At 59.3% G+C, this 23,009-nt stretch carries 18 protein-coding genes; 11 read left to right on the forward strand and 7 right to left on the reverse strand.

Annotated features, from left to right (window positions below):
- Nucleotides 1-28: 28 nt before the first annotated feature.
- From NZK35_RS18735 to NZK35_RS18745, 3 genes are read left to right on the forward strand one after another with little or no spacing between them, the layout of a single operon-like run.
- A complete protein-coding gene (locus NZK35_RS18735) occupies nucleotides 29-1,843 on the forward strand; it encodes a SpoIIE family protein phosphatase (RefSeq protein WP_407699804.1) in 1,815 nt (604 codons plus the stop codon).
- Complete coding sequence (locus NZK35_RS18740) at nucleotides 1,840-2,109, forward strand: acylphosphatase (RefSeq protein ID WP_259634052.1); 270 nt, start codon at nucleotides 1,840-1,842, stop codon at nucleotides 2,107-2,109. The genes NZK35_RS18735 and NZK35_RS18740 overlap by 4 nt, the downstream gene beginning before the upstream one ends.
- A gap of 54 nt (nucleotides 2,110-2,163) precedes the next feature.
- Nucleotides 2,164-3,072, forward strand: coding sequence for a thiamine-phosphate kinase (locus NZK35_RS18745; protein ID WP_259634053.1), 909 nt, complete (start codon nucleotides 2,164-2,166; stop codon nucleotides 3,070-3,072).
- A 106-nt stretch (nucleotides 3,073-3,178) separates the two neighbouring features.
- Here NZK35_RS18745 and NZK35_RS18750 read toward each other — a convergent pair whose 3' ends face one another.
- The 4 genes from NZK35_RS18750 to NZK35_RS18765 are packed head-to-tail and all read right to left on the reverse strand — an operon-like array spanning nucleotide 3,179 to nucleotide 6,349.
- Nucleotides 3,179-3,628: a DUF3750 domain-containing protein gene (locus tag NZK35_RS18750; RefSeq protein WP_259634054.1), complete on the reverse strand. Its 450-nt coding sequence runs from the start codon at nucleotides 3,626-3,628 to the stop codon at nucleotides 3,179-3,181.
- Nucleotides 3,629-3,669: 41 nt separating this feature from the next.
- Nucleotides 3,670-4,695 (reverse strand): DNA polymerase III subunit, encoded by a 1,026-nt coding sequence (locus NZK35_RS18755; RefSeq protein WP_259634055.1) that lies wholly within the window; start codon nucleotides 4,693-4,695, stop codon nucleotides 3,670-3,672.
- Complete coding sequence (rpiB, locus tag NZK35_RS18760; RefSeq protein ID WP_259634056.1) at nucleotides 4,692-5,207, reverse strand: ribose 5-phosphate isomerase B; 516 nt, start codon at nucleotides 5,205-5,207, stop codon at nucleotides 4,692-4,694. The genes NZK35_RS18755 and rpiB overlap by 4 nt, the downstream gene beginning before the upstream one ends.
- Nucleotides 5,207-6,349 (reverse strand): L-threonylcarbamoyladenylate synthase, encoded by a 1,143-nt coding sequence (locus NZK35_RS18765; protein ID WP_259634057.1) that lies wholly within the window; start codon nucleotides 6,347-6,349, stop codon nucleotides 5,207-5,209. The genes rpiB and NZK35_RS18765 overlap by 1 nt, the downstream gene beginning before the upstream one ends.
- 165 nt (nucleotides 6,350-6,514) lie before the next feature.
- Between NZK35_RS18765 and NZK35_RS18770 the strand changes: the two genes are divergently transcribed.
- Nucleotides 6,515-7,522 (forward strand): NHL repeat-containing protein, encoded by a 1,008-nt coding sequence (locus tag NZK35_RS18770; protein WP_407699805.1) that lies wholly within the window; start codon nucleotides 6,515-6,517, stop codon nucleotides 7,520-7,522.
- A gap of 186 nt (nucleotides 7,523-7,708) precedes the next feature.
- Here NZK35_RS18770 and mdh read toward each other — a convergent pair whose 3' ends face one another.
- Nucleotides 7,709-8,656, reverse strand: a complete 948-nt coding sequence (gene mdh / locus NZK35_RS18775; protein WP_259634059.1) for a malate dehydrogenase — start codon at nucleotides 8,654-8,656, stop codon at nucleotides 7,709-7,711.
- A 379-nt stretch (nucleotides 8,657-9,035) separates the two neighbouring features.
- Here mdh and NZK35_RS18780 point away from each other — a divergent pair, with 379 nt between their 5' ends.
- From NZK35_RS18780 to NZK35_RS18800, 5 genes are all read left to right on the forward strand, one after another.
- Nucleotides 9,036-10,868: an outer membrane protein assembly factor BamB family protein gene (locus NZK35_RS18780; protein ID WP_259634060.1), complete on the forward strand. Its 1,833-nt coding sequence runs from the start codon at nucleotides 9,036-9,038 to the stop codon at nucleotides 10,866-10,868.
- 44 nt (nucleotides 10,869-10,912) lie between these two features.
- Nucleotides 10,913-12,319: a hypothetical protein gene (locus tag NZK35_RS18785; protein WP_259634061.1), complete on the forward strand. Its 1,407-nt coding sequence runs from the start codon at nucleotides 10,913-10,915 to the stop codon at nucleotides 12,317-12,319.
- Between the two features lie 138 nt (nucleotides 12,320-12,457).
- Nucleotides 12,458-13,039 carry a sigma-70 family RNA polymerase sigma factor gene (locus NZK35_RS18790; RefSeq protein ID WP_259634062.1) on the forward strand — a complete coding sequence of 194 codons (582 nt, stop codon included), beginning with the start codon at nucleotides 12,458-12,460 and terminating at the stop codon, nucleotides 13,037-13,039.
- A 184-nt stretch (nucleotides 13,040-13,223) separates the two neighbouring features.
- Nucleotides 13,224-13,781 carry a protein kinase gene (locus NZK35_RS18795; protein ID WP_259634063.1) on the forward strand — a complete coding sequence of 186 codons (558 nt, stop codon included), beginning with the start codon at nucleotides 13,224-13,226 and terminating at the stop codon, nucleotides 13,779-13,781.
- A complete protein-coding gene (locus tag NZK35_RS18800) occupies nucleotides 13,720-15,627 on the forward strand; it encodes a WD40 repeat domain-containing protein (RefSeq protein ID WP_259634064.1) in 1,908 nt (635 codons plus the stop codon). The genes NZK35_RS18795 and NZK35_RS18800 overlap by 62 nt, the downstream gene beginning before the upstream one ends.
- Before the next feature lie 93 nt (nucleotides 15,628-15,720).
- On the opposite strand, the gene NZK35_RS18805 is transcribed toward NZK35_RS18800, so the two are convergent.
- Together NZK35_RS18805 and NZK35_RS18810 are read right to left on the reverse strand one after the other, a co-directional pair.
- A complete protein-coding gene (locus tag NZK35_RS18805; protein ID WP_259634065.1) occupies nucleotides 15,721-17,175 on the reverse strand; it encodes a hypothetical protein in 1,455 nt (484 codons plus the stop codon).
- A complete protein-coding gene (locus tag NZK35_RS18810) occupies nucleotides 17,172-18,656 on the reverse strand; it encodes a hypothetical protein (protein WP_259634066.1) in 1,485 nt (494 codons plus the stop codon). The genes NZK35_RS18805 and NZK35_RS18810 overlap by 4 nt, the downstream gene beginning before the upstream one ends.
- Before the next feature lie 183 nt (nucleotides 18,657-18,839).
- On the opposite strand from NZK35_RS18810, the gene NZK35_RS18815 reads away from it, so the two are divergent.
- Together NZK35_RS18815 and NZK35_RS18820 are read left to right on the forward strand one after the other, a co-directional pair.
- Nucleotides 18,840-21,833 carry a tetratricopeptide repeat protein gene (locus tag NZK35_RS18815; protein ID WP_259634067.1) on the forward strand — a complete coding sequence of 998 codons (2,994 nt, stop codon included), beginning with the start codon at nucleotides 18,840-18,842 and terminating at the stop codon, nucleotides 21,831-21,833.
- 64 nt (nucleotides 21,834-21,897) lie between these two features.
- Nucleotides 21,898-22,938 (forward strand): hypothetical protein, encoded by a 1,041-nt coding sequence (locus NZK35_RS18820; protein ID WP_259634068.1) that lies wholly within the window; start codon nucleotides 21,898-21,900, stop codon nucleotides 22,936-22,938.
- The last annotated feature ends 71 nt before the right edge of the window (nucleotides 22,939-23,009 follow it).

The following is a 23,009-nucleotide window of genomic DNA, read 5'->3' on the forward strand; positions in this document are numbered from 1 at the left end:
GGCAACCTTTTGAGGGGCCAACGAATCGATGGCGTTTTTGTCAACTAGTGTCGGAAGCAGTGCACTCGATGCAGGCGTCGACTCCGCCGCTGGCGCGATCAGCGGCGGGCCGGAACGCTTTGAATTGGCCGAAGAGGAGACTTCGATCGGACGCCATCCTGATTGCCACATCGTGGTCGATGCCGGTGCGGTCAGCCGATTTCATGCCAAGGTCGTTCGTCAGAAGGACCAATTCACGGTGTTCGATCTGGGCAGCCGAAACGGCACCTTCCTGAACGGTCAGTTGCTCTCCGGCGGCCAGGTGCTGCGTGAAGGCGACCGGATCCGGATCAGCGACATCGAGTTGATCTTCCACGGCGATAGCTATCCCGAATTCGCCTCCAGCGGGGCGTCGGAATTGACGTTCAGCGGTTCCAGTTTCGGAATCGTGATGGTCGACGATGATTCGGACAACTCGCGCGTCGTCGCGCCGCAGGTGGAGTTCGAAAAGTCGGGCGAAGGCCTGAAGATGAGAGCGACGCCCGAGGCGAAGCTCGAAGCGTTGTTGAAGATCAACCGCAACCTCAGCAACACGCTTTCGTTGGACAGCGTGTTGCCGGGAATCTTGGACAGTCTGTTCGCGATCTTTCCGTCGGCCGACCGCGGTTTCATCGTGATGGAGACCGCAGACGGCGGGTTGCAGACCCGCTGGATCAAAACCCGTCAGGCCCGTGACGAAACTGAAACGGTGCGGATCAGCCGGACCATCATTCGCCGCGTGATCTCAAGCGGTGAAGCCCTGCTGTCGTTCGACGCCATGCAGGACAGCCGTTTCGATAGCAGCGAGTCGATCGCAGACTTTTCGATCAAGAGCATGATTTGCGCACCGCTGGGCGATGCCGAAGGCAATCGGTTCGGCGCGATTCAAATCGATTCGACTCAAGGGCGTGGACAGTTCGTCGAAGAGGACATCGATCTGTTGGCCGGCATTGCGGCCCAGGCGGGCATTCTGATCAACAATGCTCAGATGCACGAACGGGCCTTGCAGCAACGCGAGGTGGAGCACGACTTGAAACTCGCGACGGACGTTCAAAAGGCGTTCTTGCCGCAGCGGTCGCCCGACGCAAACGGTTATGCCGTCGAAAGCTATTACCAAGCGGCCAATCACATCGGGGGCGACTACTTCGATTACATCCACTTGGCCGATGGCAAGATCGCAATCGTGGTCGCCGACGTCGTCGGCCACGGTGTGGCGGCGGCGATGTACATGGCCAAGTTATCCTCCGAGACGCGGTTCTGTTTGGCCGGGGAGCCCGACGTCGCACGGGCGATCGAAAAACTGAACGATCGCATGAGTGAACTGGGCGTCGAGCGATTTGCGACGTTCCTGCTGGTCGTCCTCGATCCGGCCAGCCCCCACGTGACGATCGTCAACGCCGGACACATGCCTCCGATTTGGCGGCACGCCCGCACCGGCGAAATCACCGAACCGGGCGGCGAAGAATCGGGGTTGCCGATCGCGATCTATGCGGGAATGGAATACGAAGCCGTCAGCGCCGAGGTGGAACCCGGCGACGTGCTGTTGCTGTACACCGACGGCGTCAACGAAGCGATGGACGCCGAGGACAACGAGTTCGGGATCGAATCGATTCGAAAGCTTGCCGCGCTGGAGAGCGAAGCCGGGGCCATCAAAGACCGCGTCGTCCAGGCGGTCATGGAACACGTCGGTGACGCGCCGCCCTTTGATGACATGTGCATGGTCGTGATCCAGCGGACACAGCCTGTCGAGCCCCCACCCGGGGCCGAGTCGGCGGCTCCGGTCGATACGGTCGATGGCGATGAGATCGATACGGCGCTGCGATGAACGTTCGATTGATCGCACGCTACCGTGGTCGCGTTCAAGGTGTCGGGTTTCGAGCGACGGTGCTGTTTCACGCCGGCGGCCTGGACATCCATGGCTTCGTTCGCAATGAACCCGACGGAAGCGTCTTGGTCGACGCCGATGGGACCAGGAGCCAATTGAAGCAACTGCTCAGCCGGATCGATTCGCGGCCGGCCGGTTCGATCGACGATTGTGAAGTGACGTGGGTGGATTCGTTGCAGCGGAACAGCGGGTTTTCGATCGGTTAGTGTGATTTCGTTGCGGACCAGCCAGGAGGCTCACCCGGAAGGTGGATTTGGATCATGGAACAGTCTTTTCTCGCTTACTTAAAAGGTCGCACGCGGTCGTTGCCGCAGGTCATCGTCGGGATCGGTGACGACGCCGCCGTGATCCGGTCGCCCGCCTCGCCGTCCATTGTCTGCACCGATCAGATCATCGACGGGGTCGATTTTGCCATCGATGAACACGACTTGGCAGACGTCGGTTTTAAAGCGATGGCGATCAACTTAAGTGACGTCGCGGCGATGGGAGCGATCCCGACCAGCGCGTTGGTCACCCTGGCCTTGCCCAAACAAAACGCGACGAAGATCGCCGGTGAGGTTTACGAGGGGATCCTCGAATCCGCCCAACCATTCGACGTCGCCATCGCCGGCGGCGATCTGTCGACCTACGACGGTCCGCTGGCGATCAGTATCACCCTGCTCGGCCACGTGCCCGACGGCGATCCCTGGTTGCGGAGCGGCGCCGTCGAAGGCGATGTCGTGTTGGCCAGCGGCAGCTTCGGCGGCAGCATCGGCGGACGGCACCTGAGGCCGACCCCACGCATCGAACTCGCCTCCGCCATCCGAAAACTGGCCACCGTCCACGCGGCGATCGATGTCAGCGACGGGCTGTCCCTGGACCTGGATCGGATGTGCGCCAGCAGCGGCTACGGTGTTGAGTTGGACGTCGACGCGATTCCGATCCACACCGATGCGATCAAGTTGTCGGCCAAGACGGGGCGCGAGCCGTTTCAACATGCCTGGAGCGACGGCGAAGATTTCGAACTCTTGCTGACCGTCGCGCCGGCCGACGCCGAACGACTGTTGGCGGCAGACCTTCCCGCCCCACTGACCGCGATCGGGAAAATCGTCGGACGCACCGGGCTGTGGAAACTCCATGAAGGCAAGTACCTGAGACTTTCGCCGCAAGGTTACATTCACGACGAGTGAAAGGGCGGCACCGGTCAGACGGCGGTGCGGTGCCAAAGGAAGAGCTGGTCAAACGATTGATTGGTCAAACGATTGGGGCCGGCTGAGGGATACCGTTTCCGGGGTCTCAGCATTTTTTGACCCACCCATTTTTTGACCCACCTTTCCGCATCCGTCGCGCGTACCCGGCTCCGACGCTGCGCCAGGAAAGTCGATAGCGGTCTTCCAGGCACCACTGGACGAAGGTGTTGCTGTTGGGGCCGGGGACATAGCGGTAGGTGTGGCACCAGGGATAAGCGTGCGGTACGGTTTCAATCCGGCGCGCCAGTTGGTCGGCTTCCTCGCCACACCATCGATGCAGCCCATAGGCAAGGTGATTGCGGATGCCGGCGGTAGGGGCCATCAGATTTCGATGCACGTGCCCCCAGCTCTCTCCTCCGACGTCGGCGTCTTGCCAGACTTCCCAGCGGTCGCATCGGTCGCCATGACGGATCAGCAGCCAGCAATGCTCGGCAAATCGAAAGGGGCCCGGCAGGCGGGCTGCCCAGAGTTCCACGGTGACGGCATCGGCTGTCATGCGAGTGCTTTTTCAGCTTTGAATTTCGGGTTGCTGGAGCACTAAGAACCGATTTCGCCTCGGTCACCGGTTTGCCCGGCGGCGATGTCGGCGGCATAGCAATCGATCAGGGTAGACACGTTGGCCATCCGTTCGAGTTCTCGGAGCGCGCGAACGCTGCGATCGAGCCGCGCCAGCGTGATCGGTTGAGGGGCTGCGGCGAAGGCTTCTTCGCGCATCGTGTTGCGATAGTGTCCGATGGCCATGGAAAAAACGTCGCGCAACACGGCGCGTTTTTTCGGAGCCTCTTTGCCGGCTTCATCCACACGCGTCGTGACGATCCGTCGGATCGCGATCGGATCGGGGAACGGGCTCGCCAGTGCGCCGATCAACGCATCGCGAAAGCGTCTCGATTCGTCACTGAGCAGACGCAGTGCTGCCGGAACGTCTCCGCCGGCGACCTCGACCGCCTGAGAGACCTCGGCCGGTTCGGCTGGGATCTGGTGGACGTCACGGATCAGCCGTGTCGCCTCTTCGGCGGTCAAGGGCGCAAAGCGAATCACCTGACAGCGGGAACGGATGGTGGGCAATTGCTTTTGTTCGCTGGTTCCGACCAGCAGGATCACGGCATCCGAGGGCGGTTCTTCGAGCGTCTTGAGCAGGCAGTTGGCGCCTTCTTCGTTCAGGAAATCGGCGTCTTCCAGGATCGCGACCTTGCGGCGCCCGCAGTACGGGCTCAGCCGGACGTCACGGCAGAACCCTTCTTGCATTCGCACTTCCGGGCGACCGATCAACAGGTCGACGGGGATCACCGTTTTGTCTTTCGGTTTACGAATGCGAATCAGGTCGGGGTGGGTTTCGGCGTCGACTTGGACACACGCTTCACAGGTACCGCAGGGTTGCATCGACTCGGGCGGATTGCGGTTGCACAGCATGGTCCGGGCCAGCAGCGTCGCGACGCTGCGTTTGCCGACACCGGGCGGGCCGACCAGCAAGAAGCTGCCGCCGAATCGTTGTTGTCGGATCGAGTTGCCGAACCACTGTTCCAGGTGGCGGTTTCCGATCAAATCGGTCCAGTTGGCGATCATGAGGCCTGGGAATCCGCTGCGGCCGTGTGGCCGGTCACGCGGTTGTCGCTGTGACAATTGGGCTGGTGCACGTTTTCCTTTTCGATCTTTTCGATCTTGGCGATCCGTTCGGCGTGACGGCCGCCGTCGAATTCGGTTTGCAGCCAGCGGAGGACGAGGTCATCGATGGAACGTTCGCCGATCAGATCGCCGGGCAGGCACAGCACATTGACGTCGTTGTGTCGACGGCTCATTTCGACCATGACTTCGTCGTAACACGGGGCGGCGCGGACGCCGGCGAACTTGTTGGCGGTGATGGCCATCCCGATGCCGGTGCCGCAGATCAGGATGCCGCGATCGGCCTGGCCGTCGCTGACGCGTTTGGCGACCACTTCGGCAAAGTCGGGGTAGTCGACCGAGGAGTCGTTGAAGGTGCCTTCGTCGAGGATCTCGTACGAGTTGGCGGTCAGGGATTGGATCAGACGCGCTTTGATCTGCACGCCGCGATGATCGCTACCGAGTGAAATTCGCATTACGCAGACTCCTGATCTCCGTCGGAGACCTCGGGAAAAAAGTCGTCGTCCAGCCGTTGGAACCATTTTTCCAGCTCGCCTTCCATCTGGTCGGCACACTGTCGGTACGCATCGACCGGCATTCCGATCGGATCGGAAATGTCGCCGCCGTCGTGACGCAAGGTGAACACCCGATCGTGCATGTCGGGCCAGGCGGCCAAAATCGCCGCTCGGTGCGAACGGGTCATGGTCAAAACGAGATCGGCGACGTTCATGATGTCATCACCAAGCGGTTGGCTGGCGTGTCCGGTTAAGTCCAGTTTACGCTCTCCCATCACCTCGATCGATTGAGGGCTCGCGCTCCCGCCGGCAGAGGCGGCCACACCGGCTGAAAGCACCCGGACGGCGTCCTCCCGGCCCATCTTCTTTCGCAGGAGTTCACGCATCAGGGTTTCCGCCATCGGGCTGCGACAGGTGTTGCCGGTGCATACCATTACGATAACGGGTTTGACGAATTGATTCATGGCGGCTCGTTCAATCACTCCTTCTCGCAACAGTTCCCAACGTTTTCCGATGACCCGGACCACCGTGGATGCTCCACCATAACGGGTTGGGCCGTCGTCGAGCAGCAGTGGTAGAGTTTCGGAGAGTTGCTCAAGCACACCGGCGGCGGTGGTTTGCGTCGGTTTTCCAGATAAATTGGCACTCGTCAGCACCAACGGGGCGGCCATAAATCGGTGGATCGACTGCAAAATTCGGTGCTCGACGACGCGAAATCCGACCCCCCCACTCGGTCCGGTGATCCGCGGGCGGACCGAGGGTGGCAATTGGTGCACCGCGGAGTGGTCGTTTTCACAGGGGGTGACCAGGGTCAACGGACCGGGCCAACAGCGGTGGCTCAGCCGACGAGCCACCGGAGAGGCTTCGCAGAAAAAGTCTTCGGCCGCTTGACGGCTCCGCACCGAAATCGCCATCGGTGTCTCGCCCCGGCCCTTGATCTCGATCAATTTCTCGACCGCTTGGGCATCCAACGCGTGTGCGGCCAGCCCGTACACCGTGTCGGTCGGAAACGCCACCACCTGGCCTTCGGTCAACGCTTGGACGGTGCGGTGGATGATGTCGCTGGGGTCGTCGGTTTCGCGAAGATCAAGGACTTTGGTCATGAATGCCGACGAATGAGTCTGTCAAAGACGAGCGGGGCCCGTGCCCCGGTTCGAGTGCCGCCATTGTAAGAGCGGCAAAATTAAGTCCACAACCGGACGAACCGGAAAAGACCTGTAGAATGAGAACCTCCCCCGCAAAAAACGACGACGCGTCAATCCGATCCGATGAGACACCTGCGACAACCGGTCATGCAATCATCCACTCCACTACCGCGCCGCGCGATGCTGAAGCGGGCGGGGCTTGGCGCTGCAGCGTTGCTCGCCGCTGCCGTGCCGGGATGTGTGCCGGCCAGCGGGCACGGCCAGGCCGAATTGGTCTGGGGCAGACGGGGGCAGAGTTCGGGGCGTTTTCTCAAGCCGCGCGCCATCACGATTGATCGCAGCGATCAGCTTTACATCGTCGATACGACCGGGCGTATCCAGGTCTTCGACCGCGATGGGAATTGGTTGCGTCAATGGAAAACGCCGGAGACGAAGAACGGCCGGCCGACGGGGCTGGCGATCCAACACGGGCGACGTCCCGAAGACGATCTGTTGCTGGTCGCCGATACCCACTATTATCGTATGTTGGTCTACCACCTTGACGGCCGGCGGATCGAGTCCAAGGAGATCGGCGGCCAGCCCGGGCGCGAACCCGGCCAGTTCGCCTTCGTCACCGATGCGGTCTCAGACGACGACGGCTGTTTTTACATCGGCGAATATGGCGATTCCGACCGCATCCAGAAGTTCGATCCCGACGGCAACTTCATGACCCAGTGGGGCGGGACGGGACGCGAACAGGAAAAATTTGTTCGTCCCCAAAGCCTGGTGATTGCCGGCGACGTGTTGTGGATCGCCGATGCGTGTAACCATCGGATTCAACGTTACGACATCAGCGGCCCGACGCCGCGCTGGATCGACGCCTGGGGACAGCAAGGCCAACAGCCGGGCCAGTTTCATTATCCCTATGACTTGGCGCTGCTTGCCGATGGAGGCGTGCTGGTGTGCGAATATGGCAACCAGCGGATTCAACGTCTGGCCGCCGACGGCACGCCGCAGTCGATTTGGGGCGCGCCGGGATTCGAAGTCGGCCAGCTCTACCAGCCCTGGGGACTGGTCGTCGATTCAAAAAACAGGATGCACGTGCTGGACAGCAACAACCATCGCATCCAACGCACCCGCTTGCCAGTCTGATGAACCCTCCACACCCGCAGCGTTTCGGATGATCGCCGGCGTAGGGCTCTGCCTGGAAACACACTGATTCGGAGGCTCCGCCTCCGGATCGCCCGCAAGGCGTGGCGGAGCCACACCGGCATTGCGTTCCAAGGCGGAGCCTTGGAACGAGGGTCGGGTTCAGCGCACCCGTTTGCCGGCGTGATGCTAACCGGCGAGTAACGCGTCCATCGATGCGACCAAGCCCTTGACCGCGTCGACGCTCTTTTGGAAGTCGGCCGTTTCGGATTCGGTCAGGTTCAGTTCGATGATCTTTTCCACACCCGCGCTACCCATGATCACGGGCACGCCGACGTAGTAGCCGCCGACGCCGTATTCGCTTTCGCAAAGTGCGGCGACGGGGATGCAGCGTTTCTTGTCTTTGACCACCGCTTCGACCATCTGTGCACAGGCCGCCGCGGGGGCATAGTAGGCACTGCCGGTCTTGAGTAGCGAGACGATTTCTGCACCGCCCTTACGGGTCCGCTCGACGATTTCTTCCAATCGTGCCGGATCGATCAACTGGGTCACCGGAATCCCGCCGACGCTGGTGCAACTGGGGATCGGAACCATCGTGTCACCGTGGCCGCCCATCAGCAAAGCGCTGATGTCTTCGACGCTGACGCCCAGTTCCATCGCCAAGAATGTGCGGTATCGCGCGGTGTCCAGCACGCCGGCTTGGCCGCAAACCTTGGAGCGATCGAAACCGGTGACCTTCCACATTTGTTGGACCATCGCGTCGAGCGGGTTGCTGACGACGATCACGACGGCATTGGGACTGGATTTTTTGATCTCTTCGCCGACGCTGGTGATGATCCGTGCGTTGGTGCTCAACAAGTCATCGCGGCTCATGCCCGGTTTCCGCGGGATTCCGGCCGTGACGACGATCACATCGCTGTCCGCCGCGTCGTCGTAACTGGTCGTGCCAACGATCTTGGAATCAAAGCCCATGATCGGCGACGACTGCATCAGGTCGAGTGCTTTCCCGGCCGGCATGTCTTCGGTTTGGGGGATGTCCAACAGGACAATGTCACCGAGTTCCGCCGCAGCACACCAATGTGCACAGGTTGCTCCGACGTTACCAGCTCCGATGACGGTGATTTTTGCGCGACGCATGGTTGATTCTTGAAACGAGGAAGGGGGGGCGAAAACGCTTTGGCGTAACAATCGCCCATCGTCTCAGCGCAGCCGTGGCGGTCAAGTAGAGGCAGTGTCGCTGGAGTCGGCGTTGACCAGAATTTCAGTCGATTCACTCGCCGGAACCCGCCGCACCAACAGGAATCAAGCCGCCAACGGCAACAACGCGACGGATTTTTGAAAAAATTAACCGGCTCGGCGTGATTCGATCCGCCGGCGGCGCCTTTCTTTTATCGCAAGCGAATCGGCGAGACCGCCGCGACGCGATGTTCGCAGCATCGTTGAGTTGACTCGCTGCACAACCACTGCCGGAGGAAACGAGATGGTATGCCATATCCGCACATCCACCCTCATGTTGGTGGCCATTTCTTTCGCGATGACCCTCGCCGCAACGAGCGTCACCCAGCAGGCAGTTTCGGTGGAGCCCGGCGATTGGGCGCAGTACAACTACGACAATCGCGGCTGGCGTTTGAATCACGTCGAAGAGAAGTTGAAGGCCAGCAACATCGGGACACTTGAAGAGAAGTGGCGGTTTCCGCGACGTGGTGCGACCGACCAAGTGGGCGTCGTGCACGCGACACCCGTCGTGGTCGACGGTTACGTTTATTTTGGTACCACGCGGACGCGACCGTCGTTCTACAAGTTGACGCCCGATGGAGAGCTCTGCTGGTGCTACGAGATTGAATCGATCGTGACCGCCGAACATGGCGATCCGTACATCGAGCACGGATTAACGTTGACCGTAGATGGCGTGATGAATTCGGCCTTGGTGGACGATCAACGCGTCTACTTCGGCACGTTCGGCGGGCAATTGATCTGCCTGGACCGCTTCAGCGGTGCCGAACGGTGGAAGGTCAACACTAAGCATGATTCGTTTCCGTTGTCGCATCCGGCGAACACAATCATGTCTTCTCCGATCCTCGCCGACGGCAAATTAATTGTCGCCGGCGGAGGATTCGAGCACGCTTTGGGAGCGATCCCGGACTATCCCTGTTGCTCCGGACGAGGCTTTGTCGCCGCCTTTCACCCGGAGAACGGAAATTTCCTTTGGGGCTATCCGGTCGGTCCCGAGCCAGAGCAGTTCGATCCTCCCGTCGCCATGGAGTTTGACAATGGCGAACGCATAGAGTTTGTTGCCGGCCCCTCGACGAGTTCAGTCTGGTGTACGCCCAGTTACGACCCGCAATCAAAGACGCTGTTCTTTGGTACCGACACCCACAACGCCCCCCGCAAGCCGACCCCGGACGATCAGCGTCCCTACAACAAGTATTCCTCGGCAATCATCGCAATCGGTGTCGAACACGGGAAAGAGAAATGGGTGCGGCAACTCGTCGCCAACGATGTCTGGAACAATGCCATCCAAGCTTATGACCCGCGGACCGGTCAATACAAAGACCTGTCGATTGGTGACACACCCAAGCTGTATTCGATCACCGAAAACGGAGTGCACCGAAACGTGTTGGGTGTCGGGTGCAAAAATGGAGCATTCTACGTGATCGATCGCGCCGACGGACAGATTCTCTATCAAACACCGACGTATCAAGGACCGCCCGAGCCCGATATGACCGCACCAAAGCAAACCCGCATCTTAGCTCTTCCCGGCGTGCTGGGCGGGTTGCAGACCGGATGTGGATTCGATGGCGATCGTGTCTATGCCAACGGGACCGACTGGCCGGGACTTGCGATCGCACTACAGGGCGTAGCCAGTTCCAGGACCCATCCGATCATTCCACCTTCGGCGGGGCGCGTCACCGCAATCTCCCCCAATACCTTGGTCGAACATTGGCGTCATGAGCGACCGCGTTTGCATCACACCAATCTGGATGACGGCGGAAAATTCACCTGCGGTGATCCCGTTGCCTCCGGCGTCGCATTGACCGACGAACTGGTCTTTTTTACCACCAACCTGAGCGGCAAACTTTCGGCGCTCGATTCGAGAACCGGCGAACTGCTCAAAGAAATCGCGATCGGACCGGTCTGGTGCGGCCCCTCGATCTCCCGGGGCCGAGTCTACGTCGGATCGGGGTCCGATCTGTTCCAGGCATGGAACAGCAAAGAACAAGTCAAAACACGGATCGGGTTTTCGCTCCCGAAGACAGAGGTCGGGGCCGTCTTCTGTTTCGGATTGCCCGGCGATGATGGGGCTCCGTTTTCACATTCGGAAACGTGCCCGGAATGCGCAACCAACTGATTCACGCTTGCTTCCTCTTCTTCCCATTGAACTCGGAGTCCTCCATGACCATTCAACGCATCGTATTCCTCCTCCTGTTCGTCGGCTCTCTCTCTCTCTCAGCCTCCGGTCAGCAGCCTGGCCAGGGCGGATCGCTGCCGGATAAAATCGACAAGCACTTTCAGTTTTTGACCGGAACGTGGGAGTACAGCTACCAGGAAAACGGCAAGACCTACAACGGCGTGTGGAGTGTTCGGCGCAGTGAAAACGGTGCGGCACTGCTGAGCCATTTCCGTGAAGTGGGGCCCAAGGGAAAAGTCTCGGGAAACTATCTGCACGGTTGGAACGCCGGTTCGAATCAACTGATCGACAACTTCGTCAGCGATAAAAATGGCATCGGCCAAGCGACCTATACCCTGATCTCGAAAGACAAAGCCGAGGGATCGAGCGAGAGTACTCTGCCCGACGGCACACGGCGCACCACGAAGTTGCGATCGGAGTACTCGCCCGACAAGATCGTTTGGACAAACTACCAGACGGTGCTCGACGGACAAAAACAGCCGGATCGGGTGTTCACATTCATTCGGCAAAAAAATACCGCCAAGACGAATCGCCCCGAAACCGCCAGCGCGACGTTGCCCGACGATGTGAAAGCGAAGATGGCGAAACAGGTCGGCACCTGGACGACACGTGGGACGCGAGACGGAAAGACGTTTGAAGGCTTGTACCAGGCGCAATGGAACGACGCCGAGACCGGATTAATTTTTAACAGTCGCGAAGGGCATCATGTGCTCCACGGAATGAGCCACTGGGATCCGCAGACCGGTGCGATCGTCGAAGTTTGGGCGACGCCCCAGGGTACCGCGATCTTGCATTTTGAAAAACTTGATGACGACCGTTGGTCCGGGCATGCGGATCTTCAATTCGATGCCGACAGTCCAATCAATGGTGTGGGGATCGAGCTAAAATTTCACGACGGTGGGTTCGCCTTCTTCGGTGATGCAGCACCAGGCAAGCTACCTTTCTCCGTCACCAACACCCACGTCTCTCTTGACCAATCGATGCGAGCCTTGCAGTCATTTGGCGACCTGTTTGTCGGCGGGACTTGGGTCAACAAAGAAGACGATTCGGTCGCAGAGCACATTTACACCTGGTTGCCCGGCGAAAAGGTTTTGAACCTGCGACGCACAGGCGGCTCGTATCCCGGAGTGTCCGTCTATTCAGTCCATCACCCCACGCAGAGCGTTCGCGGATACGAATTGGACAACGATGGTGTCATGGGCATAGCGACCATGGTCCAGACTCGCGATGACCAATACAAACTGTATGGCCATTACACCGGGAAAGACGACACGCAGGATTTGCTGCTGACGATCACGCAAACGGGTCCCGATTCGGTGGAAGCGACCGGTTCGATTCGAATCAATGGAAAAACGCTGCCCTGGAAAGCCCGTCACTGGACACGCAAATAGACAAAGATTTTGCTGCCGATCTGCCATGACCGAGACATCGCCAAGCTTTAAAAAATTGACCGCTCGACCGGGTGGGCCTATGATAGTCCCTTTCGCCACTCGGTCGAGTGTGGATTCAGTCGCAAGCGGGCACGTCCTATGTCGGAAACGACTTCGGTATCAATGGTTCACCGGCTGCAAGCGGGGAATCAAACACGATCGTGGCATCAGTTTTTCGAGTTCTATGAACCATTTATCCAACGTTGGTTGACGCACCAGCGGCTGCCCGAATCGGACGCCGAGGACATTCGGCAAGAAGTGATGTGCACGGTACTGCACGAGATCTCGAATTTTCGTCACAACGGTTCGGTCGGTGCATTCCGTTGCTGGCTGAGGATGATCACCGTGAATCAATTGCGGCGGTATCGTCGGCGGCGACGCGATCAATCCGGTGTGGACTTGGAATGGTTAGCCGCGTCGCTGGCGTCGTCTGATCACGAAATCCATCGACAATTTGACATCGAACATGATCGCTATTTGCTGACAAGGTTACTGGAATTCGTCGTGACGGATTTTTCCTCGTCGACGATCGACGCGTTTCGCATGACGGCGCTCGAAGGGAGATCGCCTGCAGACGTCGCCGATCGGCTGGGAATCACCAAGGCGGCGGTCATTGCGGGACGCTCTCGAGTGCTCTGTCGATTGCGAGAATCGGCAGCCACGTTGTTCGTCGAGGATTGATCGATCCAGTCCCCGTGGTAGCTCGTTAGTGTCTCGCTACATGTACGACGGCCCTTCCGGGCCGTCGCCTCAACGCGACCGCGTTTACGGGTACGATGGCCCTTCCGGGCCGTCGTCGGTAGGACTCTCCGCGACGACCTAAAAAGGACGTCGCACATGCGACACGCGAGAGAGGGGAACGTCGATGCCACCGTCAAACGATCACCCGACACCGGAGGAATGGATTCAGTTCCTATCGGGAAAACTCTGTTCCGATCGCGCCAAAGAATTGGAAGAACATTGCAATCGTTGCCCTTCGTGCTCGATGTTGTTGGAATCGCATTCGGAATCGGTTGGCAATCTTTCGCTTGTCCCCTGGGACGATGCAGCGCAAACGCTCGACGTCCAATCCGGCTCGACGCCTGGCGGCGAAGAGTTTGACATCCCAAAGGTCATCTGCTGCGACACAGTTACGTTGTACGAAGCGGGAACGGAGCTTGGTCCCTACCGTTTGCAGTCTGTGATTGGACAGGGCGGCAATGGAGTGGTTTACCGCGCGGTGCAGCAACATCCGATTCGGCGTACCGTCGCCATCAAAGTTGCCAAGCGGGCGGCCAGGGGGACCGACAGACTTGAGCGATTCCTGCTGGAACATCAAACGCTTTCCCGATTGAAACATCCGGGTCTCCCACACGTCTACGATGTTGCTGTGGAAGAAAACGCACCCCGATGCTCTGTTGGACCAAGTGAAGGTGTTTCATGATCGGATTGACGATATGGCGGTGTCGAGCCAAAACCAAGTCGCGACGCTTTCGCGGAAATACCAGATGATCAAATTCTACGATGCCGACGCGGACACGCTGCACGGGATCGGAGCACTTGATTCCGCAACGCTTCGAAACTCCGCTCCCCAGGTTCGTTCGCACTGGGATGAACATGCCGACCAATCCGATCATCAGCGCGTCGCCTCGATGACCTGGGGGCGAAACCCACAGCCGTTGATTTCGTGTGTCGCCTACACACCCGATGGCACCACGCTTGCAATCGGGACGTGCGGCGGGATGGTGTTGATGTGGGATGTCAACAAACAAACACTGACGCAAGTGCTGGATTGCGGATCTGATCTTGTCTACCGCGTTGCGATTTCGGATGACCAGCGGTGGTTGGCGACCGTGGGAACAGCCGTGCGATTGTTTGATCTCAACAATCGCTCGGCGAATACCAAGCCTCGACTGTTGCTGCAGTCGCCCCAAACCACCCGCGCCGATTTTTCATCCGACGGCCAATACCTGGTCATCGCGGACCATGAAAGGAATCTCAGGATCTGGCGGACATCACCGGACACCGACGGCGTGCATCAGCCCCCGGTTACGGTCCGCGTCGGAAAACGATCCACAATCCGTGACGTCCGCTTCTCACCGGATGATTCCTGCGTGGTTTACGGAATGTCCAACTCCGACATTCTTCGACGCACGTGGGACGGCCAACAATTCGGTGTAGCCGAGCGGTTGACCGCAACCAAAAACGGAGTCAAATCGATTCGGTTCGCCGGCGATGAATTACTGGGCAGCACGTGTGACGGGGGGCTACTGCAATACCTGGATCTGACGGATCCTGAACATCCGCAACGGTCCGCCCACTTAGCCGGACATTCCGGTCCCGTGGGTTGTCTGTCTTATCTGACGACGCGTGATCGATTTCTGACCGGCGGGTACGACGGATCGCTCGGGCTCTACAACGCCAGACCAGCTCGGCAACTGTTTAAAACCCCAACCCCCATCACGTGTCTAGATGTGGGATCTGACGCAAAATATCTGGTGTTGGGCTTTCAGTCGGGCGTCATCGAATTGCGTCGCACCGATTCCATCGAAATCGAAAAGACGTTGCACAAAAGCGAGGCTTCGGTGTCGGCATTGTTTTATTCGCAGGAGCGAAATAAAGTGGTTGCCATCTTTTCGGATCACCGACTACGCGTTTGGAATGTCCAAACCGACCATTGCGAAACGATTGAGTTGCCCGCGGCGCCGAAAGGCATTGTGGGCGATTTACCCGATGGCCGGTTCCTGGTTGCATTCCGAGACAGCACGGTTGGACTGTTCGATTCAAGCGGACGGATGAATCAACGGTGGCGCATCAATGAAAAGAGTTTTGCCGGATCGAGTTTCTATCCCAAAGTGAATCAGATTGTGACGTGTGAAAATCACTGGATTCGATTCTGGGATCTGGGCGGGAACGCAGTTCGGAAAATCCCCGTCGATCGCGATGTTCGTGCCGTGGTTGCACATCCGACCGAAGACGTTCTGATCGGGTACGGAGTCGTCGGGTGCATCGTGGCGATCGATCCCGCGACGGGCGAAACCATCCGAGAGTATCGCGGGCATGTCGGTGTGGTCGAACGAGTGATCGTGCAGCAAGGCGGCAAACGATTGCTCTCGATCGGCAGCGATTTCACGTCGCGATTTTGGGACTACGAATCTGCAATGGAAGTGTTGATGCAGGACGGCGGGTCGAGGCACTACCGGAGGTACGGAACCAATGTGCGACAAGACATTCTGGTGACAGTTTTTTCAGACAACACCGTGGAGATTGTCGACCTAAAGGACGACTGACACGCACCGCTGCCAAGCAACGAGCGGAACAAAATGTCAGCTGTCGCAAGTGGGATCGGTTTACAACTGATCTTTCGTACGTTGATTGATGCGTTACAGATCGATCGTCGTGGTTTGACTGGCACGCTTGCGAACCTCGGCGTCCTCTTTGGCGTTGCGTCGGGTCCACCAGATCGTCGCAAGGATGGCCACCGCGATTCCGATCGCCAACGCGTATCCGATCACCCGAACCCCGCCATCCTCGTTCGTCGGCGGGGCCATGGATCGCCATTGCGAAACGACGATCAGCGGCCCGACCTGTTTGCCGCCGCCCTCGCGGGTCATGAATTCGTTCTTGTAGCTCCACAAGCGATAAAAGAAACCTTCGATCGCGACGGGGTGGCTGAGCATCGTGACGACCGCCTTCGGGTCGTTCCGCTCCGCACTGAGGAAATCGGGCAACTCGCTGGCGACCAGCGAGACCGGATAGGTGCCACTCATCCGAATCGGCTCGCCGGGATCGTCTTCGCTGCGGGCCAACTGGATGATCGTGTTACCCAGATCGCCGCTGGCATCGACCTGGTAATAGTGGTCTTGGCCCAGTTGCGCCCGCCGCGCCGGATCGGACACGCTGATGCGTGTGATCCGGACCGTCGAAGCGTTCATCCGGATCCACTGTCCGTGATAATCCTGAGGGCTTTGCAACAACTCCACCGGTTTCACTTTCAGGGGAGTCAGGGCGACGTTCGGATCAAAGGGTTCGGTGCTCAGGTTTTTGGCGGCCGCGAGCATCGAGTAAAACGCGTCTCCGTCGGCCGCTTCGAGCGATCGGCGATTCCTGGACGCCGCTTCGGCGATGCGGCTCAAGTCGACGCCCTGACGGGCCAACAGTTTCCATCCGACGTTTTCAGCCATCGCGGGGAACCACGCCACGCGTCCGGCCGCAAAGACTTGTTCGGCACTCGAAGCATCGATCACAACCGCGTTCGCTTTGACCCGGTCGCCTGCCGAAACCTTGCCGACCAACGATGGCGCAAAAACCGCAATCGAATCTTCGGAATCCGGCAGCGTCAGGACCAACTCTTGAAACGTTTCCAACTCCAAGAACTCGATCAACGATTCGGGGACGTTGTATTGGCGAATTGCGGCGATCGTGCCTTCGACCTCGACCGAGTCGCCGGTCGTCAGGCGTGCCGCGATGGCGGCGTCGGTGAGCGAACCGACCGATCGCGACTCCAACGCGTTCTCATCGGCTTTGCGCAATCGAAACAACAGTCGCGACATTTCACCGGCCACGTCGGAATCGCTGACCGGATAACAGCCTTCGATCCGCCGGGCATCAAAACCGCTGAGCAGATCGATGGCGGATTGTGCTGACGCCCGCCCGCTGAAGCACAACGCCGAAAAAACGAACATCAAGTAAACAGCAGAACTCGCCACCAGTGGCACCGTCCGACGGGGCTGCTGGTTCGGCAATCGTTGCTGTCCAGCCTTGAGGCGATTCCCGGTCGCTGCATCGCAGCGACCGTTGGCGGCTAAAGCCTGCACACCAACACTAACGAATCTCATGATGGCGGTCCTTGCTTTTCGGAGTCGTGGTCGGTGAGAGCGACGAGGTCGAGTTTGACATCGTCGCCTGCTTGTTGTCGTAAGTTTCGAGTTCGCTTGGCATCCAAGGCGCTGCGGTACATCAGCCATCCGGCCAGCGCGATGCCGGCGAGAACCGCGAATAAAATTCCCGTGATCCCCGCGACGTGATCGGCATCCGCATCCGGGCCGCCGTCAGCGTTCTTCGCCGCTTGCCCATCCGTCGTCGTTGCGACACCCTTGGCTCCGACGAGACGACCGATCACCACCGGCGCCAAGTCGGCGCCGATCGATGAACGATAGGGCAGCCGTTTGATGAACCGACCGACCGCGGCGATCTGCCCGTCCGGGTTGGCGGGATGGGAGGCTCGGTCCCATGATCCGTCCGAGGTCAAACAGTCCGCGATGGTCTTGGGCAGTTGTCGGGTCATCAGGATCGTCGGGCGAATGCCGCCGTCGGCAGGTATGATCCACAGTTTCCAATAACTTTCGACGGCGACACGATTGGTTTGAGCGGTTTTCTTTTCGGCCAGTTGCAGCCGACCGACCAGTCGAACCGTCTGCCCGCGATAGACCTCGGGTTGTTGCAGCAGCGGCAACGTGCCCGTCGTGACGCCTTGATCGGCGGCAAGCTGGTCCGCGCGAGCCAGCCCCAAGTAAAACGCATCGCTGTCGGCGCTGGTCCAAAACGTTCCGTCGTTGACACGCTGGAATGCCGCGGTCTCGAGCGCATCGAGCAGCGGCGAAGCCCAGGGCGAAATCTGGTTCCATGATCCCGAGGCACATCCGCCGCTGGCGGCGCACGCGCGCAGTGTCTGCAACCCCGCCAGGACTTCAACGTTCGAATCACCGACGGTTGCATCACTGCCCGGTGCATCACTGCCCGGTGGTGACTGAGCCATCAACTGTTCGGCCGACGCATCGAGTTGTTCGACCGACAATCCGACCCACTCCACTGGTTTTCGATCGTCAACCGATTGCGTGCCGACCGATTGCGTGCCGACCGATTGCAACTGGATCAACGATTGAATCCAGGCCCGTTGCAACGGCAGTTCCATCGCGTCGACCCACCGCGGGGCGGCGTCCCAAGTGGCGGCAAGTGACGTCGCCGCGGCGGATGGGGGCGAGGCAACGCGAGCCGAACGAGTGGCTGGTCGATTGGCTGGTCGATTCGCAGGGGCATCACTCGATGCATCGACCTGCTCGGCCAAGGCCAACGCGGGCGTGGTTGCCGGTTCGATTTCGACCCAGGTTTCTTCAGGGGCGTCAAAAAAGGTCTGGTAAAGTCCCGGCCGGCGGGCCTCACGCATCACCACGATCACCAACAGCAATACCACGCCCAGCCGAATCAGGCGGCGTCGGCTGTCTGCCGCGCCGGGCACCGACGTCCGCTTTTTCGCATTTTTCTCCCCTCGCCTGGGGCGATAAAGGCTGGAATCGTTAAATTGCGATGGGATTCGCATGACTCGTCGGACCGAAGGGGGGCGTGCGCTTGAATGACTGCAGGGACGACTTTACGCTAGATTAACCTCTTTCTTCAATCTGATCACTTTTCGACGAATCGCGGTATGACGAATCTCATGCGCCACAGGCGGCCGAAGTCGTGTTTCCATGGGCCATCGGATCCAGTTCGCCGCCTCTTGGCCATGGCCTCTTGCGTGCTGTTTGCGTCGGCGGTGTCGCAAGACGTCCGTGCCGAGGGTGAACCGGCCGAAGCCTTCGTCAAGCAACTTCGCAACGCCGGCTACTTTGATACCGCGATCAGCTATCTGGATCGAGCGGGAAAGATGCCGGGGGTTGATCCCTCATTCGTCGCCGCGATCCCGCTCGAGAGAGCGCAGACTTACATCGAGACGGCACTCAACTCGCGCAACCCCGACGACCGGGACAAGGCGTTCGCCGATGCCGAAGCTTCGCTGCAGGAGTTTCTGGGGCGCGAAAGCCACCCGCGTCAAAGCGAAGCGCGGCTGCAGTTGGGCAAGCTGCAAATGATTCGGGCGGCACAATTGCTGGCCGGCGAACCCGTCGAAACCGAAAAGCAGCAAGCCCGCCAATCGTATTTGGCGGCCGCGAAAACGTTCGACGGCATTGTCAGTGACCTGAGGGGAAAACTGGAGTCGATGCGGGGCCAGAAAATCGATCCCGAGAAGGACCCCGACGCGGCCGCGCTCCGCGATCAATACCGATTCGAATTCCTGCAATCCCAGCTCAACGCCGCTGATGCCATCAAGCTCGCCGCAAAGACATTTGCCGATCCCGCCAAAGAAGGCAAGACGCAACTCGAAGACGCCGTCAAACGCTTTGAGGAACTCAACCAGAAGTATGCCAGCTACTCCCCCGGCGCGATCGCGCTGTCCCATCTCGGCGATCTGAACGAATTGCTCGGCAAGTCCGATGTGGCGTTGGACAATTATTTGCGGATGCTCGAAGAACCTGCCGTCGACCAACTCCGCGAAGCCAAGTTCATGTCCGCCGCCGGCGTGATTCGGCTCAAGCTGGCCGCCGACCCGCCGGCGTACCAAGAAGCGATCGACCGCACCGCAAACTGGGTCAAGGAGATTCGCCCGAACGAGGAGTCCCTGCCGGTGGTGCAGGAATTTCGCATCCAATTGGCCAAGGCCTATCTCGCCAAGGCGGCCGACGACAGTTTGAAGAAGGGTGAAATCGGCCGCGCCAAATCCGAAGGCCGCGATCTGCTGCGCGCCGCCAGCAAGGTCCCCGGCCCGCACGTCGAACAGGCCAAAGCGATGTTGGCCGACTTGGGGATCGAGCAGGAAGCCGAGGCGCTGCCCACCGCCGAGCCCCCCTCCAGTTTTGACGACGCGATGGAAAAGGCGACGCAGGTCTTGAATGTGACCAGCGATTTGGAAGACGCGCTCAAGGTCATCCAAGCCCAGGAGCAAACGCCTGAACTGAAGCAACAGATCGAAGACATTCAAAAGCAGATCGACGAATCGTATCGAATCGGCGTCCAAGTCTTGCGCGGTGGTTTGGCGTTGGCGACGCCGGAAACCAACATCGAATCGCTCAACCAGGCTCGCCAGATCTTGGCATACTTCCTGTACCAGTCCAAGCGGCTCCGTGAGACCGTTGTGGTCGGTAACTTTTTGGCGCGCCATGCCCCCGGCACCGACCTGGGACTCAAGGGGGGCTTGATGGCGCTGACCAGCATGCAGTTGCTGTTGGCCGAAGTCCCCGATGATGCCAACGAAGGATTGATCCTTCAGCTGGAATCACTCGGAAAGTTCTTGGCCAAAACCTGGCCGGATGATCCCAATGCCGCCGCCGCCCAAGGATTGCAGATCCGATTGTTGCTCAAGAAAGACGACTTCGACGGCGCCCAGCAGCTGATCGACGACATGGCCGCCGGCAGTGAACGGGCTTCCTTTAAACGTTTGCTGGGCCAACTGTTGTGGAACCAATCGATCGTTGCGAGGACTCAAGAGAACGATGACGCCAAGTCCGAAATGTTGATGGACCGCGCCAAACGCAATCTGCAATCCGGGTTGGACGAGATCGAAGGCAATCTGATTGAAGTCGAGGGCATGCAAGCCGCCACCGTGCTGGCCAAGATCCATCTGATGCAACAGGACAGCGCCGCCGCCCTCCAGGTCCTTGATCATCCGAAGTATGGTCCGCTGGAATGGATCACCAAACTCGGCAAGCAGTCGGAAGCCTTTGCCGGTGAGTTGTACAGCACCGAACTGAAAGCCCTGGTCGGCCAAATGTTGGCCTCCGACACACCGGACACCTATCTGGACCGGATGACCGCCACGATGGAAAAACTCCGCAAGGCGTACCAGGGAGAGGAGTCGCAAACCAGACTGACGCAGACCTACATGCGTTTGGCCAATGATCTGAAAGAACAACTCGACACCGCCACGCCGGCCCGAAAGGTCAAGTTGATCGAAGCGTTCCGCGTGATGCTGCAACGCATCTCCGACGCGACCAACGACAACGCGACCCTGCGGTGGGTCGGCCAGACGCTGATGTCGATGGGCGAAGCATCGATGGAGCAAGGACAGGTCAAGGCGACCGGCCAAGCCGCAGACTTGTTGGCGCAAGCCGTCGAGACCTTCAAATCGCTGCCCGATCAAGACAATCCGACGACCGCCTATCTGTTGGGACTCTCTCAGCGGTTGCTGGGCGAGTACAAGGACTCGATCGACACGTTTGACAAATTGTTGCAACAAAAACCGCTGATGTTGGAAGCCCAGGTCGAAGCCGCCCAGGCCTACGAATCCTGGGCCGGCACCCTGCCGCCCAACATCGCCTACAAAGCCTACCGGGCCGCATTAGAAGGCGCTCGGCCGGGCAAGGACAAGAAAAACGTCATCTGGGGTTGGGCGGAAATCAGCAGCAAAACCAGCAAGATGATCAATCGCAATGAGAACTTTAAGGAGAAATTTTTTGAGTCTCGCTACCACGTCGCCCTCTGCTTGTACCTGATGGGAAAAGCCGGCAAGCGAGACGATGACATCAAGAAAGCGATCAAGGTGATTCGAGAGGCGGCCACGTTGTTCCCTGACCTTGGCGGCCCCAAACGACGTGCCGAATACGACGCACTGATGAAGGAGGCCCAGCGTTCGGTCGGCCAAAATCCGGTCGGGATCGCCAAGCCACAACCCAATGGAAACTAATCTTCAACGCCGACCGCTACCACAACCACCCGTTCAACCTTTGCGTCCCACGATAACACGATTCATGACCCACCCTCGCCTACTCTGCCTTTCAGCTATTGCCGCCGTGTTCAGCTTCGGTCTCATGATCGAGGATGCCCAGGCTCAACTCGATCGCGTCTACACCTATGACTCCGGGACCGCGTCCAGCGGTACCATCACGACGGTGACCAAGAACGGCATCCAGTTGAAGGTCGGATCGAGCACGAAAAACTTTACCGAAGACGAGATTCGCAAAGTCGCTTTTCAAGGCGATCCGCCTCCGTTGGCACGCGCCCGTGAATTTGCCATCGACGGGCAATACGAACAGGCGCTCGACGAATTGAAGGCGCTCGATTTCAACACGATCTCGCGAGAATTGATCAAAGTTGACGCCGCGTATTATCGGTTCCTCTCGCGCGCCAAGTTGGCGTTGGCCGGACAAGGCGATCGCAAAGCCGCGACCGCAGAAGGACTCAGTTTCGCCGGCAGCAATCGTGATTCGTATCACTTTTATTCGGTCGCAAAACTGCTGGGCGATCTCGCGCTGGCGCAAAAACAACACGCCAAGGCACTGCAGTTCTATGGCGCCTTGGCCCAAGCACCGTCGACGGAATCGAAAATCCAATCGCGTTACCTGATCGGCCTCACGCTGTTGGAGCAAGACGACATTCCGGGAGCGGAGAAAGCGTTTTCGGACGTCGCATCGGTTGAAGTCAATTCGACCAGCGCGTTGCGATTGAAAACACTCGCCAAGGCGGGGCAAGCCGTCGCGCTGGCCAAAGGCGGCAAAGCCAAAGAAGGGCTGGAGTTGGCCGACACGTTGATCACCGAACTCAATCCCACCGACATCGAAATGTCCGCCAAAATCTACAACGCCCAAGGCGCCAGCTACGAAGCCGCCGGCGATATCGAAGGTGCCATCCTGGCCTATCTGCACACGCATCTGATGTTCTCCGGCCAGCCCGACGCTCACGCCACCGCGCTCAGCCGACTGGTCGAATTGTGGCCCAAAGTCGGCCGAACCGAACGCGCCGCCGAAGCCCGCCAAGAACTGCAAACCCGCTATCCCGGCTTCGTCAATTGATCTCGTGGGCTAGGCTTCCAACCTGCCGACGGTGACGCGGAAAAGGGATCAGGCATAAGTGTTGGTGTGCA

The sequence above is a fragment of the Stieleria sedimenti genome (assembly GCF_025060895.1).
GTDB classification, from domain to species: domain Bacteria; phylum Planctomycetota; class Planctomycetia; order Pirellulales; family Pirellulaceae; genus Stieleria; species Stieleria sedimenti.

Bases quoted from the DNA above. Each gene is read 5' to 3' on its own strand.
- NZK35_RS18735 (WP_407699804.1), top strand. From the start codon at position 29: ATGGCGTTTTTGTCAACTAGTGTCGGAAGCAGTGCACTCGATGCAGGC.
- NZK35_RS18740 (WP_259634052.1), top strand. From the start codon at position 1,840: ATGAACGTTCGATTGATCGCACGCTACCGTGGTCGCGTTCAAGGTGTC.
- NZK35_RS18745 (WP_259634053.1), top strand. From the start codon at position 2,164: ATGGAACAGTCTTTTCTCGCTTACTTAAAAGGTCGCACGCGGTCGTTG.
- NZK35_RS18750 (WP_259634054.1), bottom strand. From the start codon at position 3,628: ATGACAGCCGATGCCGTCACCGTGGAACTCTGGGCAGCCCGCCTGCCG.
- NZK35_RS18755 (WP_259634055.1), bottom strand. From the start codon at position 4,695: ATGATCGCCAACTGGACCGATTTGATCGGAAACCGCCACCTGGAACAG.
- rpiB (WP_259634056.1), bottom strand. From the start codon at position 5,207: ATGCGAATTTCACTCGGTAGCGATCATCGCGGCGTGCAGATCAAAGCG.
- NZK35_RS18765 (WP_259634057.1), bottom strand. From the start codon at position 6,349: ATGACCAAAGTCCTTGATCTTCGCGAAACCGACGACCCCAGCGACATC.
- NZK35_RS18770 (WP_407699805.1), top strand. From the start codon at position 6,515: ATGAGACACCTGCGACAACCGGTCATGCAATCATCCACTCCACTACCG.
- mdh (WP_259634059.1), bottom strand. From the start codon at position 8,656: ATGCGTCGCGCAAAAATCACCGTCATCGGAGCTGGTAACGTCGGAGCA.
- NZK35_RS18785 (WP_259634061.1), top strand. From the start codon at position 10,913: ATGACCATTCAACGCATCGTATTCCTCCTCCTGTTCGTCGGCTCTCTC.
- NZK35_RS18790 (WP_259634062.1), top strand. From the start codon at position 12,458: ATGTCGGAAACGACTTCGGTATCAATGGTTCACCGGCTGCAAGCGGGG.
- NZK35_RS18795 (WP_259634063.1), top strand. From the start codon at position 13,224: ATGCCACCGTCAAACGATCACCCGACACCGGAGGAATGGATTCAGTTC.
- NZK35_RS18800 (WP_259634064.1), top strand. From the start codon at position 13,720: ATGTTGCTGTGGAAGAAAACGCACCCCGATGCTCTGTTGGACCAAGTG.
- NZK35_RS18805 (WP_259634065.1), bottom strand. From the start codon at position 17,175: ATGAGATTCGTTAGTGTTGGTGTGCAGGCTTTAGCCGCCAACGGTCGC.
- NZK35_RS18810 (WP_259634066.1), bottom strand. From the start codon at position 18,656: ATGCGAATCCCATCGCAATTTAACGATTCCAGCCTTTATCGCCCCAGG.
- NZK35_RS18815 (WP_259634067.1), top strand. From the start codon at position 18,840: ATGGCCTCTTGCGTGCTGTTTGCGTCGGCGGTGTCGCAAGACGTCCGT.
- NZK35_RS18820 (WP_259634068.1), top strand. From the start codon at position 21,898: ATGACCCACCCTCGCCTACTCTGCCTTTCAGCTATTGCCGCCGTGTTC.